We start from the raw sequence: 22,686 nt of genomic DNA, 5'->3' as shown, positions 1-22,686 counted from the left end.
GGTTCAGGTCAGAAAAACAGGCGCCTTCATCGTTTCGGCGATGGGGGCGCGAAGCCGTGACAGGATCGTGGGCGCCAGTTGTAACTGGTCAATCTCATGATCCGGGTCCGGCCCCTGTGCGGATCCGAAATAATATAGCGCGGCGTCTTGCTGTAACGGGTCACGCCCGCCGTGGTGCCCGCGTGCATCCTGTCCGTGATCCGCTGTCACAATCACCTCATACCCCGCATCACGCCAGCGCGTGATGTAGGGGGCCAGCATTTCATCCATTGCGAAACAGGCGTGATCCATCTCCTGACAGTCGTGGAAAAACCGATGGCCCATACAGTCCAGCGTGCAGCTGTGCAGCATGCCGTAGTTGAGATCAAACTTTTCGCAAAGCCGGGTGAGAGTCGCAAACAGGTCCGCATCTGACGGGGTCATTTGATTGATCAACCCGTAACCTTTCATGGTATGAAAACGCCCATGGTTGATGCTCATGCTTTCCGGTTCATCATATTCTATATCGCGCACTGGATCGAAAGGGGCGCGATTGAAAAACTCAGACCAGAACGAATGCGATACCGCACCCGTCACCCCACCCGCGCGACGTGTCTGGGAAAATACATCCGGCTGGGACAGGCGAAATACGTTGTCGTTTCCGGTACATCCGTGTTCGGCAGGGGTAACACCTGTGTGGATCGAGGCATAACAGCTCGCTGAGGTGGACGGCAGCACCGAGCGGATTTTCCAGACCCGTGCATCGCCGCGATCAACCCAACCTTCCAGGTTGCCAAACAGGCGCCGCCAGTTGCGCCACGGCACCCCGTCGAGAATGATCAACAACAGTTTGTTTTCCATCGCCGCTCTCCTTTTACATCGCGTCATTGGACGCCACGGCGGGGGCGTCATCCGCGTCGCAAAGGGCGTGCGGTCTATTTCGCAGTGAGTTCTTTTTGCATTTTTGCCGCGGCGGTGGCGATGAGTTGATTCTGAACGTTGGCAAAAACGGCGTTGAACCGCATGAGGACGGAGTCCAACATGTAGGTTTCCAACTCCGTTGTGCGTTTGGCCCCCAAAGAGCGGCCCATGTGCAATTGTCGCAAGGCAAAGTCAATTGCAGCGGCATTTTGAGCATGGGATTTTTGATTGGATCCGACTTGGTATTCAAACTGGCATCCCATCAACAATTCCAGAGTTTTCGAAACATGGACCGGTTCCACCACAATCAGGTTCACGAACTCGGTTCCATCGCGTTTGTAATTTACCAGGCTGCATACGTCGCTCTCACGATTGTGAAAAGACAGCGCAAGATCCTCGACGATGGTCCGGTCCGTTTTCGGTCCTTGCAGGAAACGGCAGTTTTTGCCCAGGATGTCGGCAGACTGCCATTGCGTCAGTTTTTCAAACGCTTCGTTCACATAGACCAAGGGCAAGTCATGCGCATTCGGATCAGCGAAAGTAATGGGCACCGGGAGGGCGTCACACAGTTTTCTGATCTCGGTCGGTATTTGCACGAAGGAAGGTATGACATCATCCACAGTTGGTGACGATGACATTGACAAAGCCTGCTTGTCAAACCGTCAATGCGGCGCGCGATACAAAAAAAGGCCTGGCAGCATGGCCACGTTTTCCGCGCGCCGACCCTGAATGCGATCACCACCGCTTCACGGCGATCTGACAGGATTGTGACACCGGCAGGGCGCGAAAGCCTTTGCCCGGCTTGGATTACCCGGCCTAGGGTGTTGTACTGTTTCGCAATTGGAAGTCCCGATGAGTAAATCCCGTAAGAACCGCCCGCGCAAATCCAAGGCCCGGATGGATGCAAACCCGACGCGCCGCGATTTTTTCAAGGTGGTGCGGAACGGGGCGATTGCTTTGGGTGCTGTGGCGGGCGGCGGTTATGTCGCGATGGGATCGTTTCGTGCCTATGCCGCCGAGCATGATCTCAGCCGGGTCGGGCAGGGCAAGCCGGTGGTGGTACAGGTCCATGATCCGCAATGCCCGACATGCACCGCATTGCAAAAACAGGCGCGCAAAGCGCTGAAAGGATTTGGCGAATGTGATCTGGTGTATCTGATTGCGGATATCACCACGCCTGAAGGGCGCACTTTTGCGGTCCGTCATGGGGTGGGCAACGTGACGTTGTTGCTCTTTGACGGATCAGGTGGGTTGCACCAGACGGTCGAAGGGATGCGCAGCAGTGATCAGCTGGATGTCATTTTCAAGGCGCATCACGGCAAGGTCGTCGCTTCCTGAAGCCCGCAAATCGCTTGCAGGGACGGCGCGCAGACCAAGGTTTGATTTCGGCGATGGCCGCCAGGCTATGGCGTTTCGACGTTTACTTGGGGCTTTCAAATTCAATTTTGAAGGTATGGCCGAAGGGAAGGGCAGCGAACATGGGGGTGAGGGTCAAATCACGCCGCTCTAGTTGCCCGCACTCTCCATTTTGCGTGTGGCGATCACCTTTTCGAGCCAGCCTAACTCCATCTCCGGGACCGAACTGAGCAACAGATCCGTGTAATCATCAAAGGGGGGCGACAGAACTTCGCTCTTGGGACCGTAGCGGACGACCTCACCGCGCAGCATGACCGCGATGCTATCGGCAATGGCGCGCACCGTGGCCAGATCATGGGTGATGAACAGATAAGAGACATCGTCGGCCTTTTGCAGCCGTAGCAGCAGTTTGAGGATGCCGTCGGCCACCAGCGGATCAAGCGCTGAGGTAACCTCATCGCAGATGATCAGTTTGGGCTTGGCCGCAAGCGCCCGGGCGATGCAGACGCGCTGTTTCTGACCGCCGGAAAGTTCTGCCGGGTAACGGTCCTGAAACCCGTCACCCAGTTCGATTTCATCCAGCAATTCCTGAATGCGCTTTTGTTTTTCCGCGCCTTTGAGCCCGAAATAGAATTCCAGCGGGCGTCCAATGATCGTGCCCACGGTCTGGCGCGGGTTCATCGCCGTATCTGCCATCTGATAGATCATCTGCAATTCGCGCAGATCTTCCAGCGGGCGCGTTGGCAGGTCAGGTGTCAATACGCGCCCATCAAAGGTGATCTGACCCGCGGAGGGGGGCAGCAATCCCGTGATCACGCGCGCCAGCGTCGATTTTCCGGATCCGGATTCGCCGACAACGGCCAGCGTCTGACCGGGGTGTAATTCCACATTGATGTTCTTGAGCACGTCAAAATCCGTGCCGCGATATCGCGCCGTGATGCCTTCGACCTTGAGAACCGGTGTTTGCGTGGGTCGTTGTTCAGCGTGATCAATCGAGCGCACAGAGACCAGTGCCTGCGTGTACTCTTCTTTTGGGGCGTTGATGATTTGATCCGTGGTGCCGTATTCGACCATGGCGCCCTGTTGCAGGACCATGATGTGGTCACTGACTTGTGCCACCACCGCGAGATCGTGCGTGATGTAGAGCGCGGCCACACCGGTGTCGCGGATCGCCTCCTTTATGGCGGCCAGCACGTCGATCTGTGTGGTGACATCGAGAGCGGTGGTCGGTTCATCAAAGACCACAAGATCGGGTTCCGGGCAAAGTGCGAGCGCAGTCATGCAGCGTTGCAATTGCCCACCTGAGACCTGATGCGGGTAGCGCGATCCGATGTTTCCAGGATCCGGCAGGCCGAGTTTGGTGAAGAGTTCCACCGCGCGGGCTTCGGCTTCCTGTTTGGAGAACTTGTTTTGGAAAATCGCGGCCTCTGTGACCTGTTCCATGATCTGTTTGGCCGGGTTGAAAGAGGCCGCCGCAGACTGCGAGACATAGGTGACTTCAGCGCCGCGCAACCGGCGCACATCGCGCAGGCCGGAGGAGAGGATGTCACGCCCGTTGATTTCCACTGTGCCGCCAGTGATTTCCACGCCACCACGGCCATAGGCCATGGAGGCCAGACCGATGGTGGATTTGCCAGCGCCGGATTCGCCGATCAGGCCGAGGACCTTGCCAGGTCCAAGGTCGAAATCCACGCCATGCACAATTTCGATGTCACGTGATTTTTCACCCGGCGGGTAAATTGTGGCACCAATTTTGAGGCCGCGGACTTTGAGAAGAGGTTCAGTCATGATGTCAGCGCCCTTTTGAGCCGGGTGGCGGTGGGTCTGTTTGGCTGCGCCAAAGGCGCCCACCCGCCAACCCGGGGGCTCGTTGTGTTGTGCGAAGCTTGCTTCATCCCCGGCCCCCTTTCAGCGATGTGGTCCGGTTCAGCACCCAATCCGCCACGAGGTTGATCGAGATACACAGAACCGCGATGGCATAGGCGGGGTAGAGGGCGGCCGAGATGCCGTAGTTGATGCCTTCCTTGTTCTCTTTCACGATGCCGCCCCAATCCGCTTGTGGCGGTTGCACGCCAAGTCCAAGGAAGGACAGCGTGGAGACAAAGAGCACCGCAAAGATGAAACGCAGGCCCATTTCGGCCACCAGGGGAGAGAGCGCGTTGGGCAGAGTTTCGCGGAAAATGATCCAGCCGATCTTTTCCCCCCGCAGGCGAGCGGCCTCCACGTAATCCATGACCGTGATGTCCACCGCGACGGCACGGGCAAGACGATAAACGCGGGTGCTGTCCAGAAGCCCCATCAGGATGATCAGGATGGGGATCGTTGTGGGCATCACGGAGAGCACCACAAGCGCGAAGATCAGCGAGGGGATCGACATGATCAAATCGACAAATCGGCTGATTGCCTGATCCACCCACCCCCCTGAAACGGCGGCGAAGAAGCCCAGAACCGACCCTGTGACAAAGCTGAGGATGGTGGCAGCGGTGGCGATAAAGATCGTTGTTTGGCCGCCATAGATCATCCGGCTGAGCAGATCGCGCCCGATGCTGTCGGTGCCCAGCATGAATTGATCAGAGGGCGGTTCCCAGACGTCGCCGACGACTTCTGCCATGCCGTAGGGGGCGAGGAAGGAGGCAAAAATGGCCATGAAAAAGAACAGGCCGGTGAAAAACAACCCGATGAGGGCGGAAAGGGGGATCCTCATTTCGGGTGCCTCAGTCTTGGATTGGCCAGAATGGATACGATGTCCGCAATCAGGTTCAACCCGATGTAGACGGCAGCAAAGATCAGACCGCAGGCCTGCACCACGGGCACGTCGCGTTTGGCCACGTGATCCACCAGATATTGCCCCATGCCGGGATAGGCAAAGACCACCTCGACCACCACAACGCCGACAACCAGATAGGCGAGGTTGATCATCACCACATTCACGATGGGCGCGATGGCGTTGGGAAAGGCGTGTTTGCGGATGATTTTCAGCATGCCGAGGCCCTTGAGCTCGGCCGTTTCGATGTAGGCGGATTGCATCACGTTCAGGATGGCCGCACGGGTCATGCGCATCATATGCGCCAGCACCACCAGCGTCAGCACCATGACCGGAATGGCGATGGCGTTGAGTTTCTGGCCCAGCGACATGCTGTCATTGATGATCGCCACGGAAGAGAACATGCCCCATTTGATCGAGACCCAGTAGATCAGGATATAGCCGATCATGAATTCGGGGATCGAAATGGTGGTCAATGTCACACCGGAGATGAGTTTGTCAGGCCAGCGGTCCTTGTAACGCACTGCGAGCAGGCCGAGGAAAATCGCAAGCGGCACAGCGATGACCGCGGCCCAGAATGCGAGGAAGAGGGTGTTTGCCAGTCGGCTGCCGAGGCTTTCAGCGATGTCGCGACCGTTTGTCAGGGCGGTGCCGAGATCCCCCTGCAGGATGCCGCCGAGCCAGCTGAAATATCGCGATACGGCGGGTTCGTTCAATCCAAGTTCACGGCGCAGGTTTTCCAGCGCTTCGGGTGTCGCGGATTGTCCGAGGATTTGTTGTGCCACATCTCCGGGGAGAATGGAGGTGCCTGCAAAAATCAGGATTGAGGCGGCGAGGAGTAACAGGAAGCCCAACGCTAAGCGTTGGGCGACCAGTATCAGAATGGGGTGCATTTTGCGGACCCCCTATGCGTTCACCCAGCATTTGATGCTCGCCAGGTTGTTCATCATCTGATCGTTTGGATCTTCGATCCAACCGCCGACGTTGTTTGCAACGCCGTCCACAAAATCGTTGAACATGGGCAGGATCAAACCGCCATTGTCACGCAGGGACACACCCATTTCGGAATAGATTGCCTTGCGCTTGGCTTCATCCAGTTCAGCGCGCGCTGCCAGAAGTTTGGCGTCGAAATCATCCCGTTTCCAGCGGGTGTCATTCCAATCCGCTGTGGACAAATACGCGGTGGAATACATCTGATCCTGTACCGGACGTCCGCCCCAGTAGGAGGCGCAGAATGGCTGCACGTTCCAGACTTCGGACCAGTAACCGTCATTTGGCTCACGCTTGATTTCCAAAGGAATACCAGCGGCTTGCGCGGATTGCTGGAAGAGCGCTGCGGCATCGACCGCGCCCGGGAATGCCCCATCTGCGGTGCGCAGGATGATGGGGGATCCATCATGGCCGGATTTCTTGTAATGCTCTGCCGCCTTGGCCAGATCATGTTCGCGTTGCTCGATGGTGTCATCAAACAGCGGATAGGCCTTGTTGATCGGCATGTCGTTTCCGATGGAACCATATCCACGCAGGATTTTGTCGACCATTTCCTGACGGTTGATCGCATATTTCAGCGCCAGTCGCAGTTCGTTGTTGTCAAACGGGGCTGTGTCCACATGCATGATGAAAACGTAATGCCCACGTCCCGAAACGCTCTTGACGCCGAGGTTTGGTGCACGATCCAGAAGACCCGCAACCTTGGGGTCGATCCGGTTGATTAGATGCACTTGACCAGATTGCAAGGCCGCCGTCCGGGCGGTGGAATCGTTCAGGACCAGAACTTCGACTTCGTCCGCATGGCCCGTGTTGGCCGCGTCCCAATAGTTTGGATTGCGCTTGAAACCATGACGGATGCCGGGCTCGTCAACTTCCAGGATGTAAGCGCCGGTACCGATGGCGGCCGTTGGGTCGTCCACGCCGCCTCCGGGTTGGATCATCAGGTGATAGTCGGACATCAGATAGGGCAGATCGGCATTGCCCGTCTCAAGCTCGACGATGAAGTTATCGCCGTCGGTTTTCATGTTCGAAATGCCCTGCACAATGCCCAAGGCACCGGACTGGCTGTCTTCATTAGTGTGGCGTTGCATGGTCGCCATCACATCTTCGGCTGTCAGGGTCTTGCCGTTATTGAACTCAACGCCCTGGCGGATTTTGAAGGTCCATGTCTTTGCATCCGCAGAGGCTTCGACGCTTTCGGCCGCGCGGAAATCCAGCGACCCATCAGGTGCTGTGTTCACAAGCGGCTCACCCCACATGCGCAGGGTTGTGACCGGCACTTCGGAAGCTGCAAGGGCTGGATCTTGTGTGTTCGTGCTCTCGCCACCGGACGAACCGATTTTCAGCATGCCGCCTTTGACAGGTCCGGCGGCTTTTGCCGCGCTGGACAGCATGGAATTTGCAACCGCCGCCGTTACGCCCAATGCGGCAGCGCGGCCAACAAACTCGCGACGGGTCATCAGGCCCTTTGTCACGCGGTCGGACAGATGTTTCAGTTGATCGTTCATAGGTTTCTCCCGGTTTTACAGTGCGTCTATTGCGCATTCTTTTTAGTGATGCGTAAGGCTTGCGCATTTTGGGGTCTGTCGCAAGGGGTTTTCAGGATATTCACTAAGGCCAGTTTCACAGGTGATCCCGTGCGATCTTGTCCGAATGGTCCCGCTCAAACACGAGGTGGTCGTTTTGATAGGCCTCCATACGCGCGCTCAGGTAGAAATATGTTGCATCCGACCACATGGAACATTGCGCTTCCGTGCGCAGGCGGATCCCATCGCGTTCCAATTCATCGTTCCAATGGCAGGTGCCCCGTGCGGACAGTGGATCACTGGGATGGATTGACCATTCTTCGCGTGCAACGGATCCCGCGATCAGGCCGTGATCGGCGTCGCGGACCTTGCCAAAGTCATCCTCAATCATCAGCCGTGTCACGCCCGTGACCATATCAACGTCGCGTGTTCTGCTATTTTTGGAGGCGCGCAAAATTTCGACCTCCCAGGGGGGTGCGGCTGTGGGCGGGGGGAAACTGTGCTCCTCGCGCTTGCTTGTACGGCGCACCGGCAACAGAATCTCGCCCTGATCAAGCGTGATCGTGTGGCGCTCCGGCGACGGCCAGATCAGCGGCCAGTAGCTGTTTGAGATCGCGACCCGCAGCTTATGCCCTTCCAGCACGCGGTAGGCGGCGTGATCCAGCGTCAGTTGCACATCCACCGGTTCATTTGGGGGCAGGGGCGTGGGGTCTGCGTGGCCATCCCGATGCGTCAAATTCAAAACGCCATAGGTGATCCGCGTGCTGGCACCATCCGGGGCCACATCGCAAAGGCGCACGGCAATCTGCCCGTTGGGCGCATCACATCGCAGTGTAATCTTTACGCGGGGCGCGCCCACAAGGTCCGTATCCACATCCAGAGGCGCGGTTTCAAAACAGGCGGACATCGCATCATCGGGACGCTGGTCACCCGGCATCTCGGGACCGAGCCAGATGGCGCAATATTCCCCGCTTTCCATACCGCAATCGAGCGGCGAGGAGATTTTAGCCGACAGCCAGCCCGAAGTGTCTGACAGCCCGCGATCCGTGAAATGCAACCGGCGCGGCGGGATATGGGAGGTGGCACCATATTCTTCGGCGATCCATTGACCGGGGCGCTCTGTGTACCAGCGCGCCGGCGGCGTGCTGTGCATCAGATAGGCGCGGTAATCGGGGTCCTCCGTCACGCCATTGTCCGCGTCCTTCAACCAGCGATCCCACCAGCGCAGCGCTTCCTGCAAGAACCCGATGCGCGGTTCAGGCACCGCAAAATGCGGGTATTTATGCACCCATGGTCCGATGATGCCCTTGGCCCCGGGCAGGGCTTCGATCAATTGCGGCACGGCGTTTTTATAGGCATCACCCCAGCCGCCAATGGCCAGCACTTTGGCCTTGATCGCATCATAATTTTCGATCACCGATCCATGCCGCCAATAGGCATCGCGGCGTTGATGGCGCAACCAGACCGAGGGCAGGAACGGCTCGTTTTCAAGCCGGTCCAGCCACATCTCGCGCCAGTTCTCGCGCAGGGCAGGGTCGGGCGCGCGGCTGGAATAGGACCACATGGTCGCGCCCCAGCCGAGGTTTTCGTTGAGCAGACAGCCGCCCTTGTAATGAATATCATCAGCAAACCGATCCACGGTCGAACACAAGGTGATGACCGCCTTCAGGGGGTCCGGCGCAAGGGCCGCGACCTGCAACCCGTTAAAGCCGCCCCAACTGATGCCCATCATGCCAACGCGGCCATTGCACCACGGCTGCGCCGCGAGTTGGGTGATCACCTCAACCGCATCGCTCAGTTCCTGCGCGGTGTATTCATCGGCCATCAGCCCTTCGCTGTCGCCGTTGCCGCGCATGTCCACCCGTACGCAGGCGTATCCGCGCATCGCGAACCATGGGTGGGTCAGGGCATCGCGCGCCGTTGTGCCGTCGCGTTTGCGGTAGGGCAGATATTCAAGGATCACCGGGACCGGATCAGCGCTGGCATCCAAGGGACGCCACACACGGGCGGAAAGGCGGCACCCATCGCTCAGGGTGATGGCGAAATCGGGTAAGTCCTCAATTTCGCGCAGCTTATTCTGTTCTGTCATGGCCAGAGGTTTGCCACGCAGAGGCATGATGTCAAGCGGGTGTCAGGATTTGATCGCAATCACGAGGTCCATGACATTGGTGCCGGTCGGTCCGGTCTTGAGCAGGGCATTGCGCGCGCCCAGCCATGTGCCTGCATCCGCCTGATCCAGCGCGGATTGACCTGACGTCTCCCAGAGCGTCCCGTCGATGAGGGCCCCGGCGGCATCTGTCGGGCCATCGGTCCCGTCCGTGCCTGCCACCAAAACCTCGATGCCCCCAAGGCCCGAAATTTCGCGCGCGATCAGCAGGGCCAAGGCCTGATTGCGCCCGCCCTGACCGGGGTTTTGCGGCAAAACGACGGTGGGTTCACCGCCAAAGACATAGAGCCCCGGCGCGCCGTTTTTCAGCGTATCGCTGATCTGTGGTGCGATCGCGTTGATATCATCATAAAGCGTTTCCCGGTTCACCTGCACCGTCAGATCGTTCTGCGCGGCAGCTTTGGCCACGGCACTTCGCGCGATGGCGTTGCTGGCCACAATTCTGGGGTCAAAATCAAAACGCGGCGCATCCGGTGCCGCCCCGATGCCCGATCCAATGACGCTCAGGCTGTCGCCCTCCACATCCGATATGGCCAGCGTTGTCACGCGCGCGCCGTTAAACCCGGTCAGCAAACGCCCGCCCTTGATCGCGCTCATGTCTTTGCGCGCGGCATTCATCGCGTGGATGTCTGCGCCTGAGGCCAACAGCGATTGCGCCTTGGCCGTCATATCTGCAAGGCTCAGCCCGTCGATGGGGTCTTCGGCCAATGCGGATGCGCCCCCCGACACCAGCATCATCAGATGGCTGCCCGCTGGCAAACCGCGCACGATTTGAGCGATCCGGGCACCGCCACGCAGGCTGTTTTCGTCCAGAACCGGATGCGCCGCCTCGATGATTTCGGCCCCCTCCGGCGCGCCCTCGCTATGGCCGTATTTGGTGACGATCAATAAAGGCGTCCCCGGAAATTGCGCGTGGGCCGCGCAGGCCATGGCGGTTGCCGCCTTGCCCACGGCGATGATGTAATCGGGTGGCGCGCAGGGCGATGACTGCAGGGCGGCGGAAACGGCACTATCCCCCCGCACGGCCCGCACACCGCGATCAAAAAGCATTACGAGCAAGTCTTTCGAAGTCATGGGTTTTTCCTGTTCAGGGCGCATCCGTGTCAATCCAGATCGTGACCGGTCCATCATTGATCAGGCTGACCTTCATGTCTGCCCCAAACCGGCCTGTTTCAACCGAAATATCGAGGCTGCGCAGCGCCTCGGCAAAGTGAAGATAAAGCGATTTGGCGTCATCCGGGCCCGCAGCCCCGGAAAATCCGGGCCGGTTGCCGCGCGATGTATCTGCCGCCAGTGTAAATTGACTGACCACAAGCGCGGCACCGGAGGTTTGCTGCAGGGAGAGGTTCATCTTGCCGGCATCATCATGGAAAATCCGCAGTTTGGCGATTTTGGCAGCCAACCCTTGCGCGGTGACAAAATCATCGCCGGGCATGGCGCAGACAAGGATCAGGAGGCCGGGACCAATCTGGCCGACGATCTCGTCGTCCACGGTGACGCTGGCCTCGCTCGCGCGCTGGATCAGGGCCCTCATCTGCGCAGATCCAGAATGTCATCAAGGGCGGCGCGTTCGGTGCGAAACCCATTGGCTGGGTGATCGGGATCCGCGTAGCCAAAGGAAATCGCGCAAAGGATCATCCGGTCCTCGTCGATGTTGAAATGTTGCCGTATGAAATCCGCATAGGAGGCGATGGCCGCCTGCGCGATTGTGTCGACACCCAAAGCCCGCGCCGCCAGCGTGAAGGCTGTGACAAACCCGCCGGTGTCCATGGCGCCGTATCCCCCCAAAGCGCGCGGGCTGGAAATGATCGCCACATGTGGCGCATCAAACAGCGCGAAATTACGCATCATCTGCGCGCCGGACGCCGCCCGGTCGCCTTTTTGAACGCCCACAGCATCATATAGCTGCCAGCCGCAGGTGCGCCGCCGCTCGCCATAGACGCCCGGATAGCCCTCCGGCCCTGCCAAATCGAGCTGTGGCGCGCCATTGGCGACCTCAGCTTGCAGCGCGGTGCGAAAGCTGTTTGTGGCGTCGGGTTGCGTGATGATCACCTGCCAAGGCTGCGCATTGCACCACGACGGCACATGGCGCGCCGCATCGACAATCTGGCGAATATCATCTTCGGGCACGGGATCCGGGCGAAAGGCGCGACAGGAATAGCGCGCCTTCAACAGGTGCTTCAGGGGGGCAATATGGCTCATTGGGTTACCGCCATGCCATATCCGATGGCCAGCGCAACAACCAAGCCGATGACCACCGCGAAACCGATCTTGATCGCCGACCAGGGGCGTTCGCCCTGCACTTTGCCGGTGCTGCCGTTGACGACAAAGCGATAGGTTTGACCACGATATTTATAGGCCGCAAGCCAGACCGGCAGCAGGATATGTTTGAACGTTACATCGCGCACTTGCGTGTCCACACTATGAATGCGCTGGCGATCCCCGCCGATGTCAAAGCGGATGTCGCGCGCGATGATATGGTCCATTTTCTGGCGTGCTTCACCAAAACCTTCGCGGATTTCGACGGCGTAACCTTCGGCGCGCAAACCGGCGAGGTATTCGGGGGCATATGGTTCCAGACTGGCCAAATCCCAAGGCTCCAGCGCGTCGGTGAATTTCTTCGGCAGGGAGCGGGACGCGAGCACCAGCACATCATCAAAGAACCGCGCCACACGACCGCGCGCCGCGCGCCAGCGGATTTTGGGAACACGCACCTGTTGGCGTTTGCCGTCGCGCATTACGGTGCGCGTTTCATAATAAACTGTGCCGCGCTCGCCGGTGTAGGCGGATTTGGTGTCCGCATCAAAGGTCCAGTAAGGCACGTAGATCCCTTGCATCTTGCGCCCCTTGCGCGCGTAATCCTGAAGCCCGCTGGGGGCAAACCACAAGCGGCCCAGCCAGTTGGTCATGGCTGCGCGCGCGGTCTTTTCATCAAAGGCAAAGGGTAAAACCGCGCGTGGTTTGATGTGGCGGTGATTGCCCGTATCCGTCACCACCGGCGTGGCGCAAAACGGGCACTCCGTGGCGTGTATGTCGGGATCAAACTCGACCTCAGCGGCGCAGTTGGGGCATTTGGAAACCCGCGTTTCCTCCATCTCAAGGGCGGGCAGGGATGCGTTTAAGGCGCTGTCAAAATCCAATTCCCTGATCTGGGTTTTCCCCCAGGGACCGCCGCCCAAGGCCTGGCTGTTGCCGCAGTGATCGCACACCAGCTGACGTTCGGAGGGATCAAACCGCAAATCCGCGCCGCATTTGTCACAGGGAAAATGGTGCTCGGAAAGCTTGGTCTTCGAGGTCGTTTCGTACACCATAACTAAATCGTATATCGGATTGGGTTAGACGCTCCGCGTGTTTTGACGTGGGCGATTGACCTATTTAGATATTGGTCGCGCACGGTATCACTAGCGATTTTTCCAGCGAACCTCCATCGAAATTTATCTTTGTCTGCTTTCGATACCCCTGCAAAAACGGGTTCCCAAGATGCAATTTCAAACACTTCGGCGATGCGCCCGCGGTATTCTGCCAATGCAAATTTCACAGTCTCGCGTCCTTTCTCGCCTATAACCCAATCGCCGCGCGTTACTTCATAAATTGAAAGAGCGTCGGATCCGCGTTTGTAGGAAGTGTTGATATTGATGATGACAACAGGGTGATGCAGTTTTTCAAGTGGTTTCGCTGCATAGTCGGCGATGATGTCGTTTGCGGACCTCCATCCCAGGATATTGGAGTAACGTCCTGCAGCTATGTTGCTTAGGCCATCATCGAAATTTCTGAGCAGATCAATAAGAGCGGCTTCGACATGAAATGCTTCCTCATTCGTGAGCCCATGACGCACAATAACATGTCCAACTTCCCGCCCTTCCTTTTTGATCTGCAGTATTCGTTCAATCTTCTCGGAAGCCTTGTCTTGCTCAACAACGCCCCTCGCATGATCGAACAGTCTGTTTCCCGTGCCTTTGCCGACGTAGAAAGGTTTTGTACCGTCCATCAATATATATACGTAAACTGACAGTGCTTCTTGGGTCTTAGTGTCAAATCCTTTCACGCTAAATTCTCCTCACGCCGGTGGCGGTGGTGGCGGGGGCGGCAGAACGGTGAAAAGTTGCGCCAGTTCCGCGACATCTTCGGCGCGCATCCAGCCATCCTGACCCGGTGTCCAGACCATGCTTTCCCGGCTCAGAGCGCCCTCAGTGGCCATGCGTCCCAAAGCGGCCTTGGAAAACGGCCCTTTGGTTTGGCCCGCCTCAGCGATGTGCCAGACATGTTCGACGGGCGGCGGCGGTGGCGCAGCAATCGGCGCCGGGGCTGCGCGTGCGCCCCAGGGTCCCTGACTGGCAGCCGCCTGTCCGATTTGCATGCCCAGACCCGCACCAAGGCCCGCCTGAATGGCCGCGGCACCCGCGCCCTCGCGCCCCAGCGCCTCAGCCGCCTGAAACTGCATGTATTCGTTGAGATTTCCGATCACGCCCATGGAGGAGCGCTTGTCCATGACCTCTTCGACCGCTGGCGGCAGCGATATGTTTTCGATGTATAGCTCGGGCATGCTCAGCCCGTATTCCGCCAATTGCGCGGCAATTTCCTTGCCCACAAGCTGTCCCAACTCGCGGGTATTTGCCGCCATGTCCATGACCGGGATCCCGGCGCGCGCAAGAGTGCGTGAAAATTCCTGCACCAGAATATTGCGGATCTGGAAACTGATCTCATCCATGGTGAATTCGCCGTCTGTCCCGACGATTTCGACCAGAAATTTCGCCGGATCGCTGACCTTGATGGAGTAGGTGCCAAAGGCGCGCAGCCGCACCGGGCCAAACTCCGGATCGCGGCAGATGATCGGATTTTTTGTGCCCCATTTCAGATCGTTGAACCGGGTTGTATTGACGAAATACACTTCCGATTTGAACGGGCTTTTGAACCCGTGATCCCAATGTTGCAGCGTCGTCATGATCGGCATGTTGTTGGTTTCAAGCATGTAAAGACCGGGCGTGAACACATCCGCAAGCTGCCCTTCATGCACGAAAACCGCCGCCTGACCTTCGCGCACGGTCAGTTTGGCACCGTATTTGATTTCGTGACCTTCACGCTCAAACCGCCAGACCATCGTGTCACGCGTGTTGTCCACCCAATGAATGACGTCGATGAATTCACCGGACAGAAAATCAAAAATACCCATATTGCATAGTCCTTTACGTCCGACCCTAGAGGGGTCCGTTTATCATTTCGCGCGCAATGATGCGTGTGATCGGTGCGGCCTCGGCCGCGCTCATGCCCGGTTCGAGCCTGGGGTCATAGAGCATCTTCAAGAGCATCTCGTCATGTCGCGTCAGCAGTGCGAATTCATCATCATCGTTGAAGATCGACGGGCGGGCGTCGCGGCTGTCATTGGCCAGACCGAGCCCCTGTGCCATTTCTTCATGCACACAACTCAGCCGTATCAGGTCGGGGTTTTCCGACCGGATGATGGCGACTGCTGCCGTATATGTATTGGGATCAGGCCCGGCGGCGAACGCGGCCACTGCACAATAGGTATCGCGTGGCAGATTGCGCAGCGCATTCAGGCTGGCGCGGCCAATGGCCGGAATTCTGGCCGCTGCGGCGTCCAGCGCGTCGTTTCTGTCGTCTTCACTGGCGACAATGACAATGAAATTCTGGTTCGGCGCATTCATGACCGGATGATCCGAAATCTGGCCCAGCCTGCGCGCATAGTCCCGGATGATGGTATTGTCGCTGGCGCGCTGAGAGGGCGGAACGCCCGGGCCAAAGATCGTGCCGACACGCACCGGCCCGGCCCAGCGACGCAACGGGCTTTCGCCCCCGCGCCCCTCCAGATCGCTGGCGTATTCATTGAAAAAAACGATGCGTTCGAAATTCCGCGCCAGCATATCTGCGGTGAATGGCGTGTCTGCGCCGCCGCCATCCTGACGCAACAAGCCCTGACCCAGCTGGGCGGATTGCACCTGCACGAGATAGCTGCGCAACTCGGCGCTGGCCTGTGATGTCGGGCGCACCTGCGGGGTGCCAAGATCGGACGGGCGAACGCGCGGCGTTTTGACGCCAGCCACAGGCTGGGCGAGATCGCAAGCGACCAAAGCCACGCCCGCAAAGGCCAGAACGCTTGCGCGCAGGAGGGTGCGCCGCAGCGTCACCTCAACGCGGTACAGAAACCGCCGCTGTGTCACCCACACCATCACCGCGCGATTTCGCGCTGGCCAATGTGTCGCGCAGCTTGGTCTCCATTTCCTGCAACTCGGTTTCTGCCGCCGCACGGCGCGCCTTGCCCTCATCCGCAATCTGCAGGCTCTCTTCGATGGTGCCGATCAGGTCGGCATTCGCCTGTTTGACGGCCTCAATGTCAAAGACACCGCGCTCCATTTCTTCGCGGATCACCTTGTTGCTCTCGCGCAGGTTCTTGGCATTGGCGGTCAGCAATTCATTGGTCAGGTCATTGGCTTGTCGCACGGCCTGTGCAGCCTCGGCGCTGCGCTGAATGGTGACGGCCTGTGCCAATTGCGTCTCCCAGAGGGGCACCGTGTTGACCAGCGTGGAATTGATCTTGGTCAACAGCGATTTGTCGTTTTCCTGCACCAGACGGATCGACGGCAGCGATTGCATCGTGACCTGACGGGTCAGTTTCAGGTCATGCACACGGCGTTCCAGATCATCGCGTGCCGCGCGCAGATCCCGCAGTTCCTGCGCCACCATCACCTGATCGTTTTCCGCTGCCTTGTCGACCTCTGCCGCCTTGGCCGGGATCACCGTGTCATCAAGCTCGCGCAGTTTTTCTTCGCCCGCCGAAATATAAAGCGCCAGTTCATCGTAAAACTGCAGCGTCTTTTCATAGAGCATGTCCAGCGACTTGATGTCTTTCAAAAGCGTATGCTCATGCGCCAGCAGATCATCGGTGATGCGGTCAATCTGGCCTTGTACTTCTTCATATTGGGCGGTGAACTTGGCAAAAGGCGCGGCCTTGCCCATCAGCTTTTCCCACCAGCTACGATCCCGGCGCACGTCCAGCTCAGAGATTGAAAAGCCGCGGATTGTGGTCACGATATTGCGCAGGCTGTCCCCGGCGGGGCCGACATCCTTGTTGCGCACACCGCCCAGCATGGCCTGACTGATTTCCTGCAATTCGACTTGTGCGCGCGATCCGAACGAGACGATGGATTGCGTGTTGGACATGTCAATCTCCGCCATGCGCTTGGAAATCTCCGCACTGACCGGCGCATCCGCTTCTGCCAGTGGCACAATGGCGTTTGCTTCGATGGGTTCAGGCAGCACAACGGCGGTCACTTCTTCCACCATCTTCAGGCTCTCAGTGGCTTTTGCACGTGTCGTCTCGGTCATGCTCAATTCGTCCTTTTCATTTTGATGCGTCAGTCCAGACGCACTCCTTCGCGTTGCAAACGATCCCGCAGGACCTCGATCTCGACCGTCAGATCGCTGTGATCATCCAGTAACAGCTTTTTGGTGCGGTCGGTGAAATTACGTTCCAGATCATTCAGCAGCGCCATATAGTCATCGCGCGCTTCGGCGTCCTGGGTGCGGGCATAGATATCGGCAAACTTGACGCTCGCATCGCGCGCACCCAGCAGATAGACGCCCAGATATTTGCGCGCCGCCGTCAGATCGCGCGGGTCTTCCTCGACGGTGCGAATAAGATCCCGCACGACCGTCTGAAACTGTTCCATCCGGGCGGACACATGCCGATCGCCTGCGCGTTTGAGCGCGTCATTCATCGCCGCCATATGAGCCTCAGCCTCATCCACGACGCGCGCAACACGGTCCTGTTGAAAGGTGTCGATCCCTTCTATGCCCTTGCTCTTGAACGGATCAATCCCGAAGGCTGTCAGGTGCAACCCCGTTGTCGTCACACCAAACAAAACAGCCGCCACAATGCCCCCCTCATGACTTAGCGCGGCGAGCCCGGTGCCCACCCCGGCCAAACAGGCCGCGAGCACCTTGCGGGGCAGGGCCGGGCGGCGCGCAACCTTGCGGGCGTTAAACGCCGCTTCCGCGATCAGCCCCCCGCGCAGCAACCACGCGCCCAGCGTCATCGCACCTGCGCCCAGCAACCCCAGCGTCAGGCCCAGGGCTCCTTGTGTCAGGGACATGAACACCAGCACAATGGCAGGCAGGAACATCAGGTTCGCCCGCGCGCCCACCGGATCGACCTGCGCGCCGGTGAATGTCCCGCGCGGCGCGGGTTGATCGTCAGATGCGGTGTTTTGTGGGCTGTATTTGCCGCCGAACCGTTTTGCCATAGGCTCAGAGTCCGCCCAAGAGCCCGGCAGCGACACCGGTCATAAGAAGCAGGAGCGCCAGATAGGCGACCTTCTGAATGGGTGTCGGCGTCATTCTGTCTCCCCGGACATGTGTTGACATGAATATAGGCGCATGCGGCGCGGCTGGCCAGTTCTAGTATCACGCAGGGAAGCTCTAACGCGCCGTCCAAGCTTGAAAAAACGACTTTGCCGTCCCCGAAACGCTATTTGGTCACGGTGCCTGCGCAGCGTGAGGGGGAAATTTCGGCGCGATTTGTCAGATGTGAGGTCAGGTGCGTTTGCCACGCGGGCGCGACGTACCCGGTTTTGGCCCGGTCTTGGCGGGCCGGGCGTTGCGCTGGCGCGTGACTTTGGCCGGTTTTTTCGTGGCCGTGCCGCTGGGGTCTTCAATTTCCAGGCCCAATTGATCGCGCACGGTTTTGCGCCGGACCTCTTCGACCTCACCCTGTTTCAAGTCGCCGAGCTGAAACGGGCCGTAACTGATGCGGATCAGCCGGTTCACCGAGAGATCGACCTCCGCCAAAGCGCGGCGGATTTCACGGTTGCGCCCTTCGCGCAGGCCAATTGTCAGCCAGGCATTGGCCCCTTGCTGGCGATCTATGGTCACGCTCATGGGTTGAAAGTTCTCGCCCTCAACGGTGACGCCCTTGCGCAGCGGTTCCAGCGTGTCATCACTGGGGCGGCCATTCACCCGCACCCGGTAGCGTCGCAGCCAGCCGGTGGAGGGCAATTCGAGTTGGCGTTTGACGCCCCCGTCATTGGTGAGCAGCAGCAAGCCCTCGGAGTTGATGTCCAGACGCCCCACGCTCATCACCCGCGGCAGGTCATCCGGCAGCGCGGAATAAATCGTATCGCGCCCCTTTTCGTCATTATCCGTGCTCACAAGGCCGATGGGTTTGTGAAACAGCCACAGACGCGGCGGTTCTGGTGCCGCAATCGGTTTGCCATCCACCAGAATGGCGTCCTTGGGCGTAACATTCAGCGCGGGCGAGGTGATTTGGGTGCCATTGACGCGCACGCGCCCCGCTTCGATCATGCGTTCGGCTTCGCGGCGGCTGGCAATGCCGGCACGGCTGAGGACTTTGGCGATGCGATCGCCTTGCGGCGTTTTGGGGCTGGGGTCAGACATGGGCTCGCCTTATCCTGTTTGAAAGCCTTGCGAAAGGGCGCGGTTTGCGGGCATTTGGAGCAGATGGAATTCAACTCTCATATGCAACAGGCGCTCTCTGAGGCGCGCGCGGCGGCCAAGCGCGGCGAAGTGCCTGTTGGGGCGGTGATCGTCAATCCGAGCGGTGATGTGGTGGCCTCCGAGGGCAATCGCACACGCGCATTGAAGGATCCCACCGCACATGCGGAAATACTGGCGCTGCGCACGGCCTGTGCGGCGCTGGGCTCCGAGCGTCTGCCGGGTCATGCGCTTTATGTCACGCTGGAGCCTTGTGCCATGTGCGCGGCGGCGATTTCAGCGGCACGGATTGAACGGCTTTATTATGGGGCAAGTGACCCCAAATCGGGCGGCGTGGCACAGGGCGCGCGCGTCTTTGCTCATCCCCAGTGCCATCACGTGCCCGAGGTTTTTGAAGGCATTGCCGCTGCGGAATCAGAGGCCTATCTGCGCGCGTTCTTTCTGGCACGCAGGTAGCGGTGGCCTATAGCGCTTCGACATTGACGATAGGTATTCTGCATCGCTTTTTGCGTTCGACCGAAAGGAGAGGCCGCGAACAAGTGAGTCAGGTTTCAGTCGAATTGCTGTACAGCCCCCCGTATGATGTCTGTGCGGTCAGATCTTCTGCGGGAGCGGTGGCCTGAAGCCCACCCTACGGTGCCTGGACACAGGAGTGTTGTGAGATGTCATCGGCCGACACCCGAACCATGTGTGGTTGCGGATCAGAGGGTGATAGGGGTCATTACCTCGGGTTCGATCACCTCGACCCCTGAGACTGCGTCTTTCAGGACCTGGGCTGATTGTTCCAGAATTTCGAACGTGCGGTAGTGGCACGGGATCACCGTTTTGAAATCAAAATACCGTTTCGCGGCATAGGCGGCCCCCGCCATATCCATGGTGAAATGCCCGCCTGCGCTCAGGATGCCGATGTCGGGTTTGTAGTAATCCCCGATCCAGTCCATATCCGCCATGATCCCGGTATCCCCGGACAGATAGACCGTATGTCCTTCGGCTTTCAGGATGAACCCGGCTTCGCGTCCGGGGGAAATGGTTGGATTGCTGGACAGCGTGTTGGAATGCAGCGCGGGTACCATTGATACAGCCACCTCGCCCAATTGTACGGTGCCCCCGATGTTGTACCCAATGGTGGAGAGGTCTTCGGATTGTTCAAAATGGCTCATCAGATCGTAGATGCCGACGACGGGGATCGACAGCGTTTTGGCCAGATTGACAACATCTGCGGTGTGATCGAAATGTCCGTGCGTGATCAGGATATGCGTGGCCCCATTTGTGGCGGCGGCGTGCTGATCCTCGGGCAGCATGGGGTTGCCGGTCAGCCAGGGATCCACAAGCAGAACCTGATCTGCGATTTCCAGACGAAAACTGCCATGCCCCAGCCAAATGATCTTCACGGTTCCGCTCCTTATGTTCAACGGCATGATCATAACCGGCTTTTGCAAGGGAGGGGAACCTCCTGCACCGGGATTCTGCCACGCACGAGCAAAGCGGCTTGGTTTGGGCTGGTAATATGACCCTTGGACGGCGGTTCGTTTTGCCAAGGTGTTTTTGAAGATTGAGGATCTTATGCCGGTATTCAGCGGTATTTCATCCGGATGTCGCGGGCGATCCGTGCATTCAGGGCAGGCCAGTGCGGATGATTGCGGTTTCCATTCGGCCAAGTCTTGGCAAGGCGCGCGCATGGCGCTAAACGCCAATGCCAAGCAGATAAGGAAACGCGATGTCTATTGATGAAACCACAGCCGCCCGCGTGGCCAAGCTGGCCCGGATCAAAGTGGAACCAGAAGCGCTGCCTGCGTTGGCGGGCGAATTCAACACGATATTGGGTTTCATCGAACAATTGAACGAAGTGGACATTGACGGTGTTGAGCCGATGACATCCGTCACGCCCCAAGTGCTCAAACGTCGCGTCGACGTCGTGCGCGCAGGGGATCAGCAAGCCAAAATCCTGTCCAATGCGCCTGATGCCCGTGAGGGGTTTTTTGCCGTGCCGAAGGTGGTTGACTAATGGCTGATCTGAATGAACTGACGCTGGCAGCCGCGCGCGATGCGCTGCGGGCGGGTGAAACCACTTCCAAAGAGCTGACCGGGGCCTGCCTTGGCGCGATTGATGCCGCCGGTGATTTGAACGCCTTTGTGCACAAAACACCGGAACTGGCGCTGGAACGCGCAGCGGCGGCGGATGCGCGCATCGCTCAAGGTGACGCGCCCGCCATGTGTGGACTGCCGATCGGCATCAAGGATCTGTTTTGCACCAAAGGCGTGGCCTCTCAGGCCGGATCGCGGATTCTCGAAGGGTTCCTGCCGGAATACGAATCCACCGTCAGCCAAAATCTCGCGGATGCGGGCGCGGTCATGCTGGGCAAGCTGAACATGGATGAATTCGCCATGGGTTCGTCCAATGAAACATCCGTTTACGGCAATGCGGTGAACCCGTGGCGTCGCGGCAATGATACCGCGCCACTCACGCCGGGGGGCTCTTCGGGCGGCTCCGCCTCTGCGGTGGCGGCAGATTTATGTCTGGCCGCAACCGGTACGGACACAGGCGGCTCCATCCGCCAGCCTGCGGCGTTCACCGGGACCGTTGGGATCAAACCAACCTATGGGCGCTGCTCGCGCTGGGGCATTGTGGCTTTTGCCTCCTCTCTGGATCAGGCGGGTCCGATGACCAAATCTGTGCGCGATGCGGCGATCATGCTGCAAGCCATGGCCGGACATGACGCCAAGGACAGCACCTCTGCTGATCTGGCGGTGCCGGATTTCGAGGCCGCGCTCAGCGGGGACATCCGGGGCAAAAAGATCGGTATCCCCAAGGAATACCGCATGGACGGCATGCCCGATGAAATTGAATCGCTTTGGGCTGAAGGCATCGCGATGATGAAAGATGCCGGTGCCGAGATCGTCGATATCTCGCTGCCCCATACAAAATACGCGCTCCCCGCGTACTATGTGATTGCCCCGGCGGAGGCGTCTTCGAACCTCGCGCGCTATGACGGCGTGCGCTATGGCCACCGCGCCAGGCTGGAGCAGGGCGATGGCATCACCGAGATGTATGAAAAGACCCGCGCCGAAGGCTTTGGCCCCGAGGTGCAGCGCCGCGTGATGATCGGCACCTATGTGCTCTCCGCCGGGTTCTATGACGCCTATTACAACCGCGCGCGCCGGGTGCGTACCCTGATCAAACGCGACTTTGAGACCGTGTTCGCACAGGGCATTGACGCGATCCTCACACCCGCCACACCCTCTGCGGCCTTTGGTCTGGGGGAAATGACGGATGCGGATCCCGTGGCGATGTATCTCAATGATGTCTTCACCGTGACGGTGAACCTCGCCGGGTTGCCGGGCATTGCCGTGCCCACGGGCCTTGATAAACAAGGCTTGCCGCTGGGGCTGCAACTGATCGGACAACCCTGGGCAGAAGCTGACCTGCTCTGCGCCGCCCATGCGCTGGAAACCGCCGCCGGTTTTGTGGCCAAGCCGGGCAAATGGTGGTAATTTGACCCATTACAAAAGCAACGACA

22 protein-coding genes are annotated in these 22,686 nt (G+C 58.9%); 4 read left to right on the top strand and 18 right to left on the bottom strand.

Features of this window, described 5'->3' with window-relative positions:
* Positions 1 to 3 precede the first annotated feature (3 nt).
* Both R8G34_07590 and R8G34_07585 read right to left on the bottom strand, forming a co-directional pair.
* The gene (locus tag R8G34_07590; protein MDW3222742.1) at positions 4 to 840 is read right to left on the bottom strand and encodes an alkaline phosphatase family protein; all 837 of its coding nucleotides are present in this window, start codon (positions 838 to 840) and stop codon (positions 4 to 6) included.
* A gap of 74 nt (positions 841 to 914) precedes the next feature.
* Positions 915 to 1,538: a PAS domain-containing protein gene (locus R8G34_07585; GenBank protein ID MDW3222741.1), complete on the bottom strand. Its 624-nt coding sequence runs from the start codon at positions 1,536 to 1,538 to the stop codon at positions 915 to 917.
* 214 nt (positions 1,539 to 1,752) lie between these two features.
* Here R8G34_07585 and R8G34_07580 point away from each other — a divergent pair, with 214 nt between their 5' ends.
* Positions 1,753 to 2,238 (top strand): hypothetical protein, encoded by a 486-nt coding sequence (locus R8G34_07580; protein MDW3222740.1) that lies wholly within the window; start codon positions 1,753 to 1,755, stop codon positions 2,236 to 2,238.
* 168 nt (positions 2,239 to 2,406) lie between these two features.
* On the opposite strand, the gene R8G34_07575 is transcribed toward R8G34_07580, so the two are convergent.
* From R8G34_07575 to R8G34_07505, 15 genes are all read right to left on the bottom strand, one after another.
* Positions 2,407 to 4,044: an ABC transporter ATP-binding protein gene (locus R8G34_07575; protein MDW3222739.1), complete on the bottom strand. Its 1,638-nt coding sequence runs from the start codon at positions 4,042 to 4,044 to the stop codon at positions 2,407 to 2,409.
* Between the two features lie 103 nt (positions 4,045 to 4,147).
* A complete protein-coding gene (locus R8G34_07570; protein ID MDW3222738.1) occupies positions 4,148 to 4,960 on the bottom strand; it encodes an ABC transporter permease in 813 nt (270 codons plus the stop codon).
* Positions 4,957 to 5,913, bottom strand: coding sequence for an ABC transporter permease (locus R8G34_07565; protein ID MDW3222737.1), 957 nt, complete (start codon positions 5,911 to 5,913; stop codon positions 4,957 to 4,959). Before R8G34_07565 ends, R8G34_07570 begins: the two co-directional genes overlap by 4 nt.
* Before the next feature lie 12 nt (positions 5,914 to 5,925).
* Positions 5,926 to 7,518 carry an ABC transporter substrate-binding protein gene (locus R8G34_07560; GenBank protein ID MDW3222736.1) on the bottom strand — a complete coding sequence of 531 codons (1,593 nt, stop codon included), beginning with the start codon at positions 7,516 to 7,518 and terminating at the stop codon, positions 5,926 to 5,928.
* Between the two features lie 115 nt (positions 7,519 to 7,633).
* On the bottom strand, positions 7,634 to 9,625 hold the full coding sequence (locus tag R8G34_07555; protein ID MDW3222735.1) for a CocE/NonD family hydrolase: 1,992 nt from the start codon (positions 9,623 to 9,625) through the stop codon (positions 7,634 to 7,636).
* 42 nt (positions 9,626 to 9,667) lie between these two features.
* A complete protein-coding gene (locus R8G34_07550) occupies positions 9,668 to 10,777 on the bottom strand; it encodes a DUF4147 domain-containing protein (GenBank protein ID MDW3222734.1) in 1,110 nt (369 codons plus the stop codon).
* Positions 10,778 to 10,790: 13 nt separating this feature from the next.
* On the bottom strand, positions 10,791 to 11,237 hold the full coding sequence (gene dtd, locus R8G34_07545) for a D-aminoacyl-tRNA deacylase (GenBank protein MDW3222733.1): 447 nt from the start codon (positions 11,235 to 11,237) through the stop codon (positions 10,791 to 10,793).
* Entirely contained in the window at positions 11,234 to 11,905 is a 672-nt protein-coding gene (locus R8G34_07540) for a nitroreductase (GenBank protein ID MDW3222732.1), read from the bottom strand. The genes dtd and R8G34_07540 overlap by 4 nt, the downstream gene beginning before the upstream one ends.
* Positions 11,902 to 13,014 (bottom strand): TFIIB-type zinc finger domain-containing protein, encoded by a 1,113-nt coding sequence (locus tag R8G34_07535; GenBank protein MDW3222731.1) that lies wholly within the window; start codon positions 13,012 to 13,014, stop codon positions 11,902 to 11,904. The genes R8G34_07540 and R8G34_07535 overlap by 4 nt, the downstream gene beginning before the upstream one ends.
* 2 nt (positions 13,015 to 13,016) lie before the next feature.
* A complete protein-coding gene (locus tag R8G34_07530) occupies positions 13,017 to 13,748 on the bottom strand; it encodes a hypothetical protein (protein MDW3222730.1) in 732 nt (243 codons plus the stop codon).
* A 12-nt stretch (positions 13,749 to 13,760) separates the two neighbouring features.
* The gene (locus R8G34_07525; GenBank protein MDW3222729.1) at positions 13,761 to 14,873 is read right to left on the bottom strand and encodes an SPFH domain-containing protein; all 1,113 of its coding nucleotides are present in this window, start codon (positions 14,871 to 14,873) and stop codon (positions 13,761 to 13,763) included.
* Between the two features lie 25 nt (positions 14,874 to 14,898).
* The gene (locus R8G34_07520) at positions 14,899 to 15,888 is read right to left on the bottom strand and encodes a DUF2927 domain-containing protein (protein MDW3222728.1); all 990 of its coding nucleotides are present in this window, start codon (positions 15,886 to 15,888) and stop codon (positions 14,899 to 14,901) included.
* The gene (locus R8G34_07515; protein ID MDW3222727.1) at positions 15,848 to 17,044 is read right to left on the bottom strand and encodes a toxic anion resistance protein; all 1,197 of its coding nucleotides are present in this window, start codon (positions 17,042 to 17,044) and stop codon (positions 15,848 to 15,850) included. Before R8G34_07515 ends, R8G34_07520 begins: the two co-directional genes overlap by 41 nt.
* Positions 17,045 to 17,073: 29 nt before the next feature.
* The gene (locus R8G34_07510) at positions 17,074 to 17,961 is read right to left on the bottom strand and encodes a 5-bromo-4-chloroindolyl phosphate hydrolysis family protein (protein MDW3222726.1); all 888 of its coding nucleotides are present in this window, start codon (positions 17,959 to 17,961) and stop codon (positions 17,074 to 17,076) included.
* Between the two features lie 289 nt (positions 17,962 to 18,250).
* Positions 18,251 to 19,111, bottom strand: coding sequence for a pseudouridine synthase (locus R8G34_07505; GenBank protein ID MDW3222725.1), 861 nt, complete (start codon positions 19,109 to 19,111; stop codon positions 18,251 to 18,253).
* 63 nt (positions 19,112 to 19,174) lie between these two features.
* On the opposite strand from R8G34_07505, the gene R8G34_07500 reads away from it, so the two are divergent.
* Entirely contained in the window at positions 19,175 to 19,624 is a 450-nt protein-coding gene (locus tag R8G34_07500; protein MDW3222724.1) for a nucleoside deaminase, read from the top strand.
* A 245-nt stretch (positions 19,625 to 19,869) separates the two neighbouring features.
* Here R8G34_07500 and R8G34_07495 read toward each other — a convergent pair whose 3' ends face one another.
* The gene (locus R8G34_07495; GenBank protein MDW3222723.1) at positions 19,870 to 20,559 is read right to left on the bottom strand and encodes a metal-dependent hydrolase; all 690 of its coding nucleotides are present in this window, start codon (positions 20,557 to 20,559) and stop codon (positions 19,870 to 19,872) included.
* Positions 20,560 to 20,885: 326 nt separating this feature from the next.
* Between R8G34_07495 and gatC the strand changes: the two genes are divergently transcribed.
* On the top strand, positions 20,886 to 21,173 hold the full coding sequence (gatC, locus tag R8G34_07490; protein ID MDW3222722.1) for an Asp-tRNA(Asn)/Glu-tRNA(Gln) amidotransferase subunit GatC: 288 nt from the start codon (positions 20,886 to 20,888) through the stop codon (positions 21,171 to 21,173).
* Positions 21,173 to 22,660: an Asp-tRNA(Asn)/Glu-tRNA(Gln) amidotransferase subunit GatA gene (gene gatA, locus R8G34_07485; protein ID MDW3222721.1), complete on the top strand. Its 1,488-nt coding sequence runs from the start codon at positions 21,173 to 21,175 to the stop codon at positions 22,658 to 22,660. Before gatC ends, gatA begins: the two co-directional genes overlap by 1 nt.
* Positions 22,661 to 22,686 lie beyond the last annotated feature (26 nt).

It is taken from the genome of Paracoccaceae bacterium (assembly GCA_033344815.1).
GTDB lineage: Bacteria > Pseudomonadota > Alphaproteobacteria > Rhodobacterales > Rhodobacteraceae > Roseobacter.
This window is presented reverse-complemented; position numbering and strand designations above follow the sequence as displayed.